Below are 13,382 nucleotides of genomic sequence, written 5' to 3' on the forward strand. Positions count from 1 at the left end.
GGACTCCTTGGGGTCAGCGGCGCGCGGTGAGGGCGGTGCGGGCGGCGCCGAGGACGGCGGCCACCGGTCCCAGCGCGGAGGGGCGGACGGGGATGTCGGCGAGCGGCTCGATGAGCTCCTCGCGCAGGGCGGCGTCCATGGGCTGCCACCACAGCGGCCCGGCCTGGCTCATCCCGCCGCCGACGACGACGGCGGCCGGGTCGAGCACCGTGACGACACCGGCGATCGAGCGGCCCACGGCGCGGGCGGACTCGCGCACGGCGCGCCCGGCGACGTCGTCCCCCGCGGCGGCCCGGGCGCACACCTCACGGGTGTCCGCGACGGCCGTGTCGCCGCCGAGGCGAAGGTAGTGGCGGTGGAGCGCGGGCCCGGAGCCCAGCGCCTCGAGGTGGCCGGGACGCCCGCAGCCGCAGCGCAGCCCGGCGGCGTCGGGGCTGGGCTGGTGGCCCATCTCCCCCGCCACGTGGTGGGCGCCACGCAGCGGCCGGCCGTCGAGGACCACGCTCGCCCCCACCCCGGTGCCGACGGCGACCATGAGGACGCTGTCCGCCCCGGCCGCCGCGCCGAGCCAGACCTCCCCGCCCGCGTGGGCGTCGACGTCGTTCTCCACGGTGACGGGTGCGCCGCCCACGACGTCGTCGAGGCGGGCCCGCAGCCCGCCGCGCACGTCGGTGCCGGCCCACCCGCGGATGGCGTCGGTGGCCGAGACGATGGTGCCGGTGGTCGTGTCGACGACGCCGGCGGTCCCGACCCCGAGGCCGGTCACCGCGGCGGGCCCGGTGAGCTCCGTCGTCGTGCCGTCGGGTGCCGTGAGGGTGCCGCCGTGGGCGACGACCTCCCGGACGAGGGCCGCGACGGCGTCGAGCACCGCCCCCGGTCCGGCGGTGGCGGGGGTGGCGACGGACCGGACGGGGCCGACGGCGCCGCCCGCGCTCACCAGGGCGGCGGCCGTCTTCGTCCCCCCGAGGTCGACCCCGACGACGACGTCACTCACGTGCGCTCCTCACAATCGTGGCGTGGACAGCTCGGCTGTCGGCGGACAGGGTACCCGGGGGTCCGGGATCATCAGACGCGGGCCGGCATGGTGGCGTCGACGATCGCGGCGATGCGGGCGACCGTCGCCTCGTCCAGCGGCTCGACCGGGAAGGCCATCCGCGCACTCGGGATGAGACCGAGGTGGTGCATGGCCGCCTTGAAGGCGCCGACGCCTGCGGCGTCGCCCGAGCGGCCCTGCGCCTGGAAGACGATCTCGAAGAGGGCGGCGATGCGGTCCTGCTCCTCGCGGGCGCGGGCCCAGTCGCCGGCCTGGGCGGCCTGCCACAGGCGGGCGTAGCCGCCCGGGTCGACGTTCCCGAGGCCGGGGACCACACCGTCGGCGCCGAGCAGGAGCATGCCGTCGACGACGACCTCGTGGCCGGTGAGGACGGCGAGCGGGCGGCCCGCGGCCGCGTTGGCAGCCACGAGGCGGCGGAAGCCGACGTCGTCGCCCGAGGAGTCCTTGACGCCGGCGAGGACGCCGTCGGTGCCAAGACGCACGAGGAGCGCGGCGGGCAGCTTGGTGCGCACGCGCACCGGGATGTCGTAGGCGAACAGCGGCAGCTCGGTGGCCGCGGCGACGGCGCGGAAGTGGCCCTCGACCTCGGCCATGTCGTTGATGGCGTAGAGCGGCGCGGTGGCGACGATCGCGTCGGCGCCGGCCGCGGCGGCCCGGCGGGCGGCCTGGGCGACGCGCCCGCTCGTCGTGTCGATCGCGCCGACGAGCACGGGGACGCGGCCCGCGACGGCGGCGACGACGGTGCGGACGACGACGTCGCGCTGGGCGTCGTCGAGGTAGGCCACCTCACCGGTGGAGCCGAGGGCGAAGACGCCGTCGACCCCCTCGGTGACGAGGTGCTCGACGACCGAGGTGAGGGTCGCGGTGTCGACGTCACCGCCGGTCGTCAGCGGGGTGATGACAGGGGGGATGATGCCGCGGAAGCTGGTGGTGGTCACGAAGAGGCTCCATTCGGGGGCGGCGCGCGGCCGCGGGTGGTTCGGTGCTGTCGTCGGGTGTGGCTGGGAGGTGCCGCTCACCCCGCAAGGAGGGACGGTGCGGCGCCCAGCAGCGTCCGCGTGTACGCGTCCTCCGGGTGGGTGAAGACCTCCTCCGCGGGGCCGAGCTCGACGAGCCCGCCACGGTTCATGACGGCGATGTCGTCCGAGACGTACCGCACCGTCTGGATGTCGTGGGAGATGAAGACCATCGCCAGGCCCAGCTCGGACTTGATGTCGGCGAGCAGGTTGAGGATCTGGGCGCGGACGGAGACGTCGAGCGCCGACGTCGGTTCGTCCGCGACGATGACGTCCGGGTCCAGGACGAGGGCGCGGGCGATCGCGACGCGCTGCCGCTGCCCGCCGGACAGCTGGGTGGGCAGCATGTCGAGCGCCGACGTCGGCAGCCCGACGAGCTGGATGAGCTCGCGGACCTTCGCCACACGCTCCGTGCCGCTGCCGATGCCGTGGACGTCGAGCGGGTCGCGCAGCGCGTCGCGGATGACCATCCGGGGGTTGAGCGCCGTCGCGGGGTCCTGGAAGACCGCGGACACGACCCGGCCGATCTCCTTGCGCTGGCGGGCTTTGCGCCTGCCGGTGAGGTGGCCCTTGAACCACACCTCCCCGGAGGTGGGCTGCTCGAGGCCGAGGAGGATGCGCGCCGTCGTCGTCTTCCCGCTGCCCGACTCACCCACGATGCCGAGGGTGCGGCCGGGCATGACGCTCAGGCTCACGCCGTCGACGGCGTTGACCTTGACCGGCGTGAAGAGGGTGCCGGTGCGGGCGGAGTACACGACGCGGACGTCGCGCAGCTCGATGACCGGCGTGGCACCGGTGGTCTGGCTCATCGCAGGGCTCCTGTCGGGAGGACCGGCGCGTCGTCGACGTGCGCGGCGTAGTAGTGCTCGGTGCCCTCGATGCGGCGGAGCACGGGCGTCTCCTCCAGGCCGACGTCCGGCCGCGAGGAGCGCGGTGCGAACCGGTCTCCCGCGGGGAAGTCCCGCGGGGAGGGCACCGTGCCGGGCACCTGGTGGAGGCGGTCGGCACCGGACTCGATGGACAGCACCGACCCGAGCAGACCGCGGGTGTACTCGTGGACGGGCTCGGTGAGCAGGTCCCGGGTGGGGGCCTGCTCGACGACCTGGCCGGCGTACATGACGGTGATGCGGTGGGCGAGCTCGGCGACGAGCGCGAGGTCGTGGCTGATGAAGACCATCGCGAAACCGAGCTTCTCGCGCAGCTCGTTGAGCAGGTCGATGACCTGGGCCTGGACGGTGACGTCCAGGGCGGTGGTCGGCTCGTCGGCGATGATGAGGCTCGGGTCGCGGGTCAGCGCCATGGCGATGAGCACGCGCTGGCGCTGGCCGCCGGAGAGCTCGTGCGGGTAGCTGCCCAGGGTCCGCTCGGGGTCCAGGCCGACGAGCTCGAGGAGCTCCTCCGCCGTGCGGGTCCCGCCGCGCCTGGTCAGCTGCCTCATCTGGGTGCGGATGAGCATCGAGGGGTTGAGCGAGCTGAGGGCGTCCTGGTAGACCATCGCGACGTGGTGGCCGCGCAGCGCGCCCCGCTCCTTGGCCGACATCGTGAGCAGGTCGCGGCCCTTGTAGAGGATCTCGCCGCTCACCTCGGCGGCGCGGTCGACGAGACCCATGATCGTCAGGCCGGTGATCGACTTCCCGCAGCCGGACTCCCCGACCAGGGCCATCGTCTCGCCCGGGCGGACCGTGAAGGAGACGTTGTCGACGATGTTGACGTCGCCGTGGCGCTCGGGGAAGCGGATGCACAGGTTGCGGACCTCGAGCAGCGGCGGCTCGTCGCGGTCGTAGACGAGGCGGTCACCGCGGGCGAGCTCGACGTCGCGGAGCTGGGCGAGCTGCTCCTCCAGCGAGGTGCCGGGCGCGGGGGCGTGGATCGCGGCGGCGGCGCGGGCCGGGGCGGCGACCTCGTCGCGGGCGGTGAGGCCCTTGCCGGCCGGCTTGGGCGCGACCATCGCGTCGGTGAGTCCCTCGGAGAAGATGTTGAGGCACAGGACGGTGATCATGATCGCCAGGCCGGGGAAGAAGGTCGCCCACCAGTAGCCGCTCATGACGAGGTCGCGGCCGGCGGCGATGATGTTGCCCCACGAGGGGTCCGGGTCGGGCACGCCGGCCTGGATGAAGGACAGCGAGGCCTCGAAGATGATCGCGTCGGCGACGAGGACGGTCGCGAAGACCATGACCGGCGCGATGGTGTTCCGGGCGACGTGCTTGACGACGATCCACGGCGTCGAGGCGCCCATGACCTTCGTCGCGGCGACGTAGTCCTCCCCGTAGGCGGCCAGCACGTTGGCGCGGACCACGCGGGTGAGCTGCGGGGTGTAGAGGAAGGCGATCGTCAGGACGAGCACCGGCAGCGAGCGGCCGAGGACGCTGACGAAGACGGCGGCGAGGGCGATGCCGGGGAAGGACATGACGATGTCCATGACCCGCATGATGACCTCGGAGACCCTCTTGCCGGCGGTCGCGGCGATCGAGCCGAAGATCGCCGCGGCGGCGAGGGCGACGAGCGTGGCACCGAGGCCGATGACGAGGGAGTAGCGGGCGCCGTAGACGACGCGGGAGAAGATGTCGCGCCCCTGGCGGTCGGTGCCGAACCAGTTCTCGCCGCTGGGCGGCTGCACCGGGGCGCCGCTGGCGAGCGGGCCGTGGGTGGCCACGAGCGGCGCGAACACGGCCGCGAGCGCGACGAGGAGGACGACGCCGAGGGAGATCTTGGCGCCCAGGGGCAGCGAGCCGAGCCGCAGCCCGGGCGTGGAGAGACGTTCGGTGAGCTTGCGTCGCACGGTCACACCGTCCTGATCCGCGGGTTGACGAGCAGGTAGAGCATGTCGACCACGATGTTGATGATGACGAAGGCGAGCGCCACGGTCAGGGTCACGCCCTGGACGATGTTGGGCTCGTTGGCCGTGACACCGGAGAGGATGAGCGTGCCCATGCCGGGCAGCGCGAAGATGACCTCGATGACGACGGCACCGCCCATGGCGTAGCCGATGCGCAGGCCGAGGACGGTGATGGGCGTGATGAGGGCGTTGCGCAGGACGTTGCGGCCGACGACCTCGACGCGGCTGACGCCGCCGCCGATCGCCGTGCGCACGTAGTCCTTGTCGAGCTCCTCGACGACCGCGGTCCGCACCACGCGGGTGAGCGAGCCGGACAGCGGCAGGCCGACGGCGAACGCCGGCAGCGCCATCCGGGCGAGGTAGCCGCCGGGGTCCTCGGTGAAGGCGGGCAGCGGCCCGGAGCCGGGCAGCCACCCGAGGCCGAGGGTGAAGCCCTGGATGAGGAGGACGGCCAGCCAGAACGAGGGGGTGGCCAGCGAGACGATCGAGATGAGCCGGATCGCCTGGTCGGGCCAGCGGTCGCGGTAGAGCGCGGCGACGACACCGAGGACGAAGGCGGCGACGATGCCGATCGACAGGCCGAGGAAGGTCAGCTGGAGGGTGATCGGGAAGGCGCGGACGATCTCGTCGACGACGGGGACCTGACGGGCGCTGTAGGTGCCGAAGTCCCCCTGGAGCAGCCCCCCGAGGAACAGCAGGTAGCGGGTCCAGAGCGGCTCGTTGAGTCCGTTCGCCTCCCGGTACGCCTCGCGCGCCTCGACGGAGGCGCCCTCGCCGAGGGCGTTGATGGCGGGGTCCACCGGGGAGAAGGACATCACGACGAAGACGAGGAGGGTGATCCCCAGGATCATGACGGGCAGCTGGAGGAGGCGCCGACCCGTCAGGCGCAGCAGTGCGGTCACGCTCTGGGCTCCTTAGGTAGGGGTGGGGCGGTGCGGCGGCCGGGGTGCCGGCCGCCGCACCGGCTGATCACTCGGCGACGACGCCGACGTCGAGGAAGGAGAGCCCGGTCAGCGGCACGGGGGCGAAGCCGACGAGCTCGTCGCCGCTCCACGCGGTGGGCAGTTGGCGGTGGAACAGCGGGTAGAGCACGGCCTGCTCCGCGATGAGGTCGAAGGCCTGGTTCCACAGCTCCTGCTGCTCCTCACCCTCGGTGCGCACGGCCTCGTCGAGGATCGAGGTGAGCTCGGCGTACTCGGGCGTGTCGTCCCAGCGGTAGCGGTCCTTGGGCCACACGTTGTCACCGAACCACCAGCGCATGAGGAGGTCGGGGTCGTTGCCGAAGACCGAGGGGTCCCCGGGGGCGACCATCACCTCGAGCTCGCCGTTGTCCACCTTGGTGTACTGACCACCGGACTGGCCGATGTCGAGGGTGGTGTTGATCCCGACGGCGTCGAGGTCCTCCTTGATGAGCGGGGCGACGTCGGCCACCCAGCCGGTGTCGGTCGTGAGCAGCGTGATGTCGAGGGAGTCGACGCCCGCCTCGGCGAGCAGCTCCTGGGCGCGCTCCGGGTCGTAGGAGTAGACGGTCGAGGCCTCGGTGTAGTTCGGGTGGTCCTCGGGCAGGAAGCTCGTCGCGGCGGTGGCGTTGCCGAGCATGCCGGTCTCGATGATCGACTCGACGTCGAGGGCGTGGTGGAAGGCCTGGCGCACGCGGACGTCGTCGAAGGGCTCGAGGTCGGTGTTGAACATCATGAAGAGCAGGCCGAAGGACTGGACCGACTCGATGTCGACCTGCCCCTCGAGGGCCGGCACGTCGATGTAGGGGACGTCCTCGATGGCGTGGACGGTGCCCGAGCTCATCGCGGTGACGCGGGCTGCGGCGTCGGCGAGGAGGTTCCAGTTCATGCCGGCGGCCTGGGCCGGGCGCGGGCCGGTGTAGTCGTCGAAGCGCTCGAAGGTGATCGAGTCGTCCGGGGTGGCGGAGGTGAGGACGTAGGGGCCGGTGCCGGTGGGCAGGGCGTTGAACGCCTCGTAGTCGGCCTCGACGACGGCCTGCGGGACGATCTTGACGACCGAGAGGCGCTCGGGGGTGAGGCTGAAGGGGTGCTCGAGGTTGATCTGCACCGTGGTCTCGTCCACGGCCTCGACCGACTCGACGAAGTCGATGAAGGAGACGTACAGCGAGGTGTTCGCCGGGTCCATCACGCGCTCGAAGCTGTAGACGACGTCGTCGGCGGTGACGGGGTCGCCGTTGTGGAACACCGCGCCCTCGCGCAGCGTCACCTGCCACGTCGTGTCGTCGATCTGCTCGGGGAGCTCGGCGCCGAGGGCGGCGTAGACCTCACGGGTTACCGGGTCGAGCTCGGTGAGTCCCTCGAGGGTGTGCCAGTTGGCCGCCACGGTGACCGCACCGGACGTGGTCATCGGGTCGAAGCCGCCGCTGAGCGGGTACGAGATGCCCGCCTCGATGACGGCGTCGGGGTCGATCTCGCCCGCCGGGGTGGACGAGCCGGTGGCGTCGCCCGCCGGCTCCTCGGCGTCACCGCCACCGCAGGCGCTGAGCGCGAGCGCTCCGACGAGGACGGCGGCCGTGAGGCCGGCGGCCCGGCGGGGGCGGGTGAAGGACAATGTCCGCATGAGCTCTCCTATGAGACAGATGACGTCTGATGTCTGACGTAGTAGGCTGACCCTAGTCTCCCCATCAGCGAAAGGTCAAGGCATGGCGATCACGGCACGGTCACAGGCGACCGGCGGCGGCCACGCATCCGCTGGACGACGGCCCACGACGGCCGACCAGATCAAGGAGTACATCCTCGCGAACGGGCTCAAACCGGGCGACAGCCTGCCCACCGAGTCCGAGCTGTGCGACCTCCTCGGCGTCTCCCGCTCCAACGTGCGGGAGGCCGTCCGCACCCTGACGACGCTCAACATCGTCTCCGTGCGGCACGGCCACGGGACCTTCGTCGGCGACATGAGCCTGGACGCGCTCGTCGAGTCGCTCGTCTTCCGCGGCGTGCTCATCCCCGGCGACGACCTGCGCGCCCTGCGGGACATCGTCGAGGTGCGCCAGGCCCTCGACACGGCGATGGCACAGCAGGTCGCGACCACCATGCGCGGCACCTACAACAAGGACCTCCACGACCTCGTCGACGAGATGGTCGCCCTCGCCGAGCGCGGAGGGGTGTTCCCCGCCCAGGACCGCGCGTTCCACACCTCCCTGCTCGCGCGCATCGACAACGAGCTCGTCGGTCAGCTCGTCGGTGCCTTCTGGGACGTCCACACCGCCGTCATGCCGAGCCTCGGTGTGGCCCCGTCCACCGACATGGTCCAGACGGCCATGGCCCACGGGGACATGCTGCGCGCCGCCGAGGAGGGCGACGCCGACGCCTTCATCGCCTCCGTCGGGCGGCACTACGAGCCGATCGTGCGGACACTGGAGGGAGTGCGCCCCCAGCGCACCTCCGCCACCGCCGGACTGGAGGACCAGGAATGACGGCACTCGTCACCGTCGTCGGGACGGGCGCCTTCGCCCGCGAGCACCTTCTCGCGCTGCGGCAGGTGCCACGGCTGCGCGTCGCGTGGGTCGCCGGCACCGACCTCGACCGCGCCGAGGAGCTCGCCAGCCTGGCGGGGGCACGCGCCACGACGGACATCGAGGCCGCCGTCACCGACCCGGCGGTCCACGCCGTCGACGTCGTCAACGCGACGCCCGGCCACGCACCCTGGACGATCACCGCGGGACGCGCGGGCAAGCACGTGCACGTCGACAAGCCGGCCGCCCTGTCCCTCGGCCAGCTCGACGCGATGGTCGCCGCGACCGCGGGCACGAGCCTCATGGTGGGGCAGACGGTGCGCTTCCAGCCCGCCGTGCGCCGCCTGGCCCAGGCCGTCCGCGACGGACGCGTCGGGGACCCCCGGCTCCTCCACATCAGCTGGTACACCGGCCACGCCTGGCCCGGCGGCTGGCGCAGCTGGCAGCTGGACCCCGCCCTGTCCGGTGGCCACCCGGTGCACAACGGCACGCACATCCTCGACGCCGCCACCTGGCTGCTGGGGTCGGCCCCCACCGAGGTCTTCGCCCGCGGGATGCGGACCTTCTCCCCCGACATGGAGTCCCCGGACTCCTTCCAGGTGCAGCTCCGGACGGCCGACGGCGGGCTCGCCACCCTCGAGCTGTGCTACGCCCTGCGCCAGCGCGGGGACATGCTGCGCCGCGTCGTGCTCGTCGGCTCCGGGGGCACGCTGAGCCACACGACCGAGAACGAGCCCGGCCTCACGTCCGACGCCGCCCGCCCGGCGCCGCTGTCCCTCGACGGTGCGCTGCGCGACCAGCTCGAGCACTGGGCCGACGTCGTCACCGGTGAGGCCGAGTGCCTCGTGCGGCCCGAGGAGGTCCGCGCGGCGCTGGCGGGCGCGCTCGCCGCCCAGCGCTCGCTCGTCACCGGGCGGCGGGTCCACGTCACCGAGATCGAGGGCGACCCCGAGGTCGGGGCGCACGTCAACGCCGAGGAGGTCCTGTGATGGTGCTGCGGATCGGTGTCCTCTCCGCGGTGCGGCACGCCGCGGACTACCTGCGCATCCTCAAGCAGGACGAGCGCGTCGAGCTCGTCGCCGTGGCCGAGGAACCCTCCGCACCCGAGTGGGTGCGCGGCGACTCCCGTGCCACAGCCGAGCGCGCCGGCGTGCGCTACACCGAGGACGTCGAGGAGATCCTCGACCCCGCGCGCGTCGACCTCGTCGTCGTGTGCGGGGCGCCGACCCGGCACGCCCGGCTCGCGCTCGCCGCGCTGCTCGCCGGCGTCGACGTCCTCGTCGACAAGCCGGTGGCGACGACCCTCGACGACGCCGACGCCCTCGTCGCCGCGGCCGAGCGGACCGGACGGCTGTGCGCCGTCGTCAACCGCACCCACGCCCCCGCCCTGCGCCGCACGCGCGCCTGGGTGGACGCCGGCCACGTGGGCCTGCCGCGGCACGTCGACATGGAGTTCTTCGCCTCCGGTGCCCACTTCGCGACCTCTGTGGAGCGTCCGGAGCTCGTCGTCGACCCGGCCCTGTCCGGCGGCGGGGAGGTGCTCAACTTCCTCGGCTACTGCGTCGACGCCATCGGGTACCTCACGGGCCTGCCGGTCCGCGAGGTGCACGCCTTCACCGGCAGCCTGTTCTCCGAGCTGCACGCCGCCCACGACGTCGAGGACAGTGCCGTCGTCAGCCTGCTGCTCGACCGCGGGGTCACCGCCACGGTGACGTTGGGACGCGTCCCCTTCGCCCCGGGCACGACCCCGACGACGAGCTCCCTGCGCCTGCTCGGGTCGCACGGCCACGCGGTCGCCGACGACGACAAGCCGGCCATCGGCGTGTTCGGGCCCGACGGCGCGGACGCCCTCGCCGCCGACGCCGGGCAGGTGGCCCTGGAGCGCTACCTCCGTCACGTCGTCGACTCGCTGCTCGCCGGCACGTCGCCGGACTACACGGTGCACGAGGCCCGGGACTCGATCGCCGTCATCGACGCCGCCTACCGCTCGGCGAACAGCGGCGACGTCGTCGCCCTCCTGCCGGCACCGCCGCTCAGCGAGGGTCCGCACCTGGCCGGCTGAGCGACCGGCGCGAGCACGCTCAGTGCGGGCGTGCCTCGCGCCGGGAGCCGCCGTACCTCTTGTGCACCGCCTGCTTGGACACGCCGAGCAGGACGGCGATCTCGGCCCAGGTCAGCCCGCGGGCGCGGGCGCGCCTGACGAGCAGGGCCTCCCGGCGGTCGGCCTGCCTGCGCAGCACGGAGAGGGCGTGGAGAGCGGCGACGACGTCACCGTCGTCGTCGACGGACTGGGCGAGTGCGCTCATCGGGACCTCCTCGGTGCCGGCCATGGCGTCAACCTACGTTGACACGTCTGTGCCGTCAAGGTTGACGGCACCGCCCCCACGGGTTGACAACACATGTTGGTCGTATAACGTCTGATGTCAGGTGTCTACCCACACCTCGTACTGGTCACGGCGCAACGGTGAGTCCAACCCGCACGACGCACCGGGCGCCTCTCTCGGGCGATGTCGCCCGGAAAGGTCCACATGTCACTGATGACGAGACGACGCGTGGCGGCCGGCCTGGCCGCTGCGCTGACCACCGGACTGCTGGGCACCGCCCCGGTCCACGCTGCGACCGAGGATGCACGCGACTACGACGCCGCCTGGGGAGGGGAGCCCTTCTACGAGGAGCAGCAGCTCGCGACGAACGGTGAGGGCTTCGCCAACTACCGCATCGCCGCGCTCGCCGTCGCCAACAACGGCGACGTCCTCGCCTCCTACGACGGGCGACCCACGGCCGCGGACTCCCCCGGCCCCAACTCCATCCTCCAGCGGCGCAGCACCGACAACGGGGAGACGTGGGGCGAGCAGACCGTCGTCGCCCAGGGCGAGGAGGAGGCGCCGATCCACGGCTACTCCGACCCGAGCTACATCGTGGACCGGGAGACCGGCACGATCTTCAACTTCCACGTGTACTCGCTGGACCGCGGCTTCGGCAACAGCCAGCCCGGCGTGGACCCGGCCGACCGCAACGTCATCCACGCCAACGTCGCCCGGTCCGAGGACGACGGCGAGACGTGGACGCACCGGACGATCACCGCCGACATCACGGCGGACGTGGAGACCTGGCGCAGCCGCTTCGCCGCGTCCGGCCAGGGCATCCAGCTCAGGTACGGCCCGCACGCCGGCCGCCTCATCCAGCAGTACACGATCATCAACACCGCGCTCGACACCTACCAGGCCGTGAGCGTCTACTCCGACGACCACGGCGAGACCTGGCAGGTCGGTGAGCCCGTGGGCACCGGGATGGACGAGAACAAGACCGTCGAGCTGTCCGACGGCCGGGTCATGCTCAACTCCCGCGACTCCCAGCGCTCCGGCTACCGCAAGGTCGCGATCTCGCAGGACGGTGGGCACTCCTACGGCGAGGTCACCATCGAGCGGCAGCTGCCGGACCCGGCGAACAACGCCTCGATCGTGCGGGCGTTCCCGAACGCCGAGCAGGGCTCCGCCGAGGCCAAGGTCCTCCTCTTCTCCAACTCCGCCAGCTCGAGCACCCGGAGCAACGGCACCATCCGGATGTCGTGCGACGACGGCCGGACCTGGCCCGTCGCCCGAACCTTCCAGCCCGGCGGGATGGCGTACTCGACGCTCGCCACCCAGCCCGACGGCAGCATCGGCCTCCTCTACGAGCCCGACGCCGGGAACGGCGGCATCCGCTACGCCAAGCTCAACCTCGCCTGGCTCGGTGGTGTGTGCGCCGCCGTCGCCGCCGACGACGTCACGGCGGGCGCGGGCACGACGGCGGACGTCGCCGTGACCGTCACCAACCAGACCTCCGACGCGCTCACCGGCGGGACGCTGTCCCTCGGCCTGCCCGACGGCTGGGGTGAGGCCGGCGCCGACGTGCCCGACGTGGCCGCCGGCGGCACCGCGACCGTCACGGTCCCGGTCGACGTCCCCGCGGACGCGTTCGCGGGCAGCTACCCGGTCGAGGTCACGCTGACGACGGACCAGGGGACGTCCTCCGGCTCCCTCACCGTCACGGTCGACGCCGCCGAGGGCGAGGTCATCACCGTCGTCCCGAGCGTGACGAACGCGAGCGGGAGCGGTGAGTACCTGCCCGGGGAGCGCCTGTCCTTCTCCTACCGGGTCACCAACATCACCGACGAGGTCGTCTCGGTCGTCCCCCGGTCCTCCAACCTCGCGGGCTTCAACCCGCCGGAGGCCCCGAACTGCCGGTTCCAGAACCTCCAGCCGGGCGCGAGCTACACGTGCACGACCGCCTACCGCGTCCTCACCCCGGAGGACCTGGACGCCGGCTCCTTCACCCCGCAGACGACGTGGACGGCGCACCGCGGCAGCTACGCCGGCCCGGAGATCGGGACGATCGAGCGCACGGCTCCCGAGGTCCCGGTCCGCGCGCCCGAGAACCTCCTCCCGCAGGACCAGCTCTCGGTCGCCGACGTCTCGAGCGAGGAGACCGAGGAGGCGCAGACACCCGCCGCCAACGCGATCGACGGCGACCCGGCGACGATCTGGCACACCGAGTGGGACGACGTCATGGGCCCGCACCACATCACCCTCGACCTCGGCGGCGACTACACGGTGCAGACCCTGCGCTACCTGCCCCGGCAGTCGGGCGGCACCAACGGGATGCTGCGCGACTACGCCGTGCGGGTCTCGGCCGACGGTCAGACCTGGGGCGAGCCGGTCGCCGAGGGCATGCTGCCCCAGTCGACCGCACCGCAGACCATCGGGCTCGAGCCCACCGTGGGTCGCTACCTGCGGCTGGACTTCCTCACGTCCTACAGCGACTGGAGCAACCACTTCGCCTCGGCCGCCGAGCTCAACGTCCAGGCCGCGGCCGTGGAGGAGCCGGGCGAGCCCCAGCCCGGGCCGCAGCGGTACGGGTTCTTCCTCAACGACGGCTGGGACGGCACGCCCGAGCACGTCTTCCAGTACGGCCGGCACACCGACGAGGTCCTCATCGGTGACTGGGACGGCGACGGGCGCG

11 protein-coding genes are annotated in these 13,382 nt (G+C 72.6%); 4 read left to right on the forward strand and 7 right to left on the reverse strand.

Features of this window, described 5'->3' with window-relative positions; translation table 11 throughout:
• Positions 1-13: 13 nt before the first annotated feature.
• From GD632_RS12370 to GD632_RS12395, 6 genes are all read right to left on the reverse strand, one after another.
• Entirely contained in the window at positions 14-994 is a 981-nt protein-coding gene (locus tag GD632_RS12370) for an ROK family protein (RefSeq protein ID WP_152192509.1), read from the reverse strand.
• 71 nt (positions 995-1,065) lie between these two features.
• Positions 1,066-1,992: a dihydrodipicolinate synthase family protein gene (locus GD632_RS12375; protein ID WP_152192510.1), complete on the reverse strand. Its 927-nt coding sequence runs from the start codon at positions 1,990-1,992 to the stop codon at positions 1,066-1,068.
• 77 nt (positions 1,993-2,069) lie between these two features.
• Positions 2,070-2,879, reverse strand: coding sequence for an ATP-binding cassette domain-containing protein (locus GD632_RS12380; RefSeq protein WP_152192511.1), 810 nt, complete (start codon positions 2,877-2,879; stop codon positions 2,070-2,072).
• Positions 2,876-4,849, reverse strand: coding sequence for a dipeptide/oligopeptide/nickel ABC transporter permease/ATP-binding protein (locus GD632_RS12385; protein ID WP_152192512.1), 1,974 nt, complete (start codon positions 4,847-4,849; stop codon positions 2,876-2,878). Before GD632_RS12385 ends, GD632_RS12380 begins: the two co-directional genes overlap by 4 nt.
• 2 nt (positions 4,850-4,851) lie before the next feature.
• Positions 4,852-5,808 carry an ABC transporter permease gene (locus GD632_RS12390; RefSeq protein ID WP_152192513.1) on the reverse strand — a complete coding sequence of 319 codons (957 nt, stop codon included), beginning with the start codon at positions 5,806-5,808 and terminating at the stop codon, positions 4,852-4,854.
• Positions 5,809-5,875: 67 nt separating this feature from the next.
• The gene (locus GD632_RS12395) at positions 5,876-7,486 is read right to left on the reverse strand and encodes an ABC transporter substrate-binding protein (RefSeq protein WP_152192514.1); all 1,611 of its coding nucleotides are present in this window, start codon (positions 7,484-7,486) and stop codon (positions 5,876-5,878) included.
• 82 nt (positions 7,487-7,568) lie between these two features.
• On the opposite strand from GD632_RS12395, the gene GD632_RS12400 reads away from it, so the two are divergent.
• The 3 genes from GD632_RS12400 to GD632_RS12410 are packed head-to-tail and all read left to right on the forward strand — an operon-like array spanning position 7,569 to position 10,443.
• Positions 7,569-8,342, forward strand: a complete 774-nt coding sequence (locus GD632_RS12400; RefSeq protein ID WP_152192515.1) for a FadR/GntR family transcriptional regulator — start codon at positions 7,569-7,571, stop codon at positions 8,340-8,342.
• Positions 8,339-9,370, forward strand: coding sequence for a Gfo/Idh/MocA family protein (locus tag GD632_RS12405; RefSeq protein ID WP_152192516.1), 1,032 nt, complete (start codon positions 8,339-8,341; stop codon positions 9,368-9,370). The genes GD632_RS12400 and GD632_RS12405 overlap by 4 nt, the downstream gene beginning before the upstream one ends.
• Positions 9,370-10,443, forward strand: a complete 1,074-nt coding sequence (locus tag GD632_RS12410) for a Gfo/Idh/MocA family protein (RefSeq protein ID WP_152192517.1) — start codon at positions 9,370-9,372, stop codon at positions 10,441-10,443. The genes GD632_RS12405 and GD632_RS12410 overlap by 1 nt, the downstream gene beginning before the upstream one ends.
• Before the next feature lie 19 nt (positions 10,444-10,462).
• Here the strand turns inward: GD632_RS12410 and GD632_RS12415 are convergent, their stop codons facing one another.
• Positions 10,463-10,687: a hypothetical protein gene (locus tag GD632_RS12415; protein WP_193311469.1), complete on the reverse strand. Its 225-nt coding sequence runs from the start codon at positions 10,685-10,687 to the stop codon at positions 10,463-10,465.
• Between the two features lie 231 nt (positions 10,688-10,918).
• Here GD632_RS12415 and GD632_RS12420 point away from each other — a divergent pair.
• The coding region (locus GD632_RS12420; protein ID WP_226924845.1) for a discoidin domain-containing protein at positions 10,919-13,382 on the forward strand (2,464 nt) is incomplete at its 3' end.

This window comes from Georgenia satyanarayanai, from assembly GCF_009193135.1.
Taxonomy (GTDB): Bacteria; Actinomycetota; Actinomycetes; order Actinomycetales; family Actinomycetaceae; genus Oceanitalea; species Oceanitalea satyanarayanai.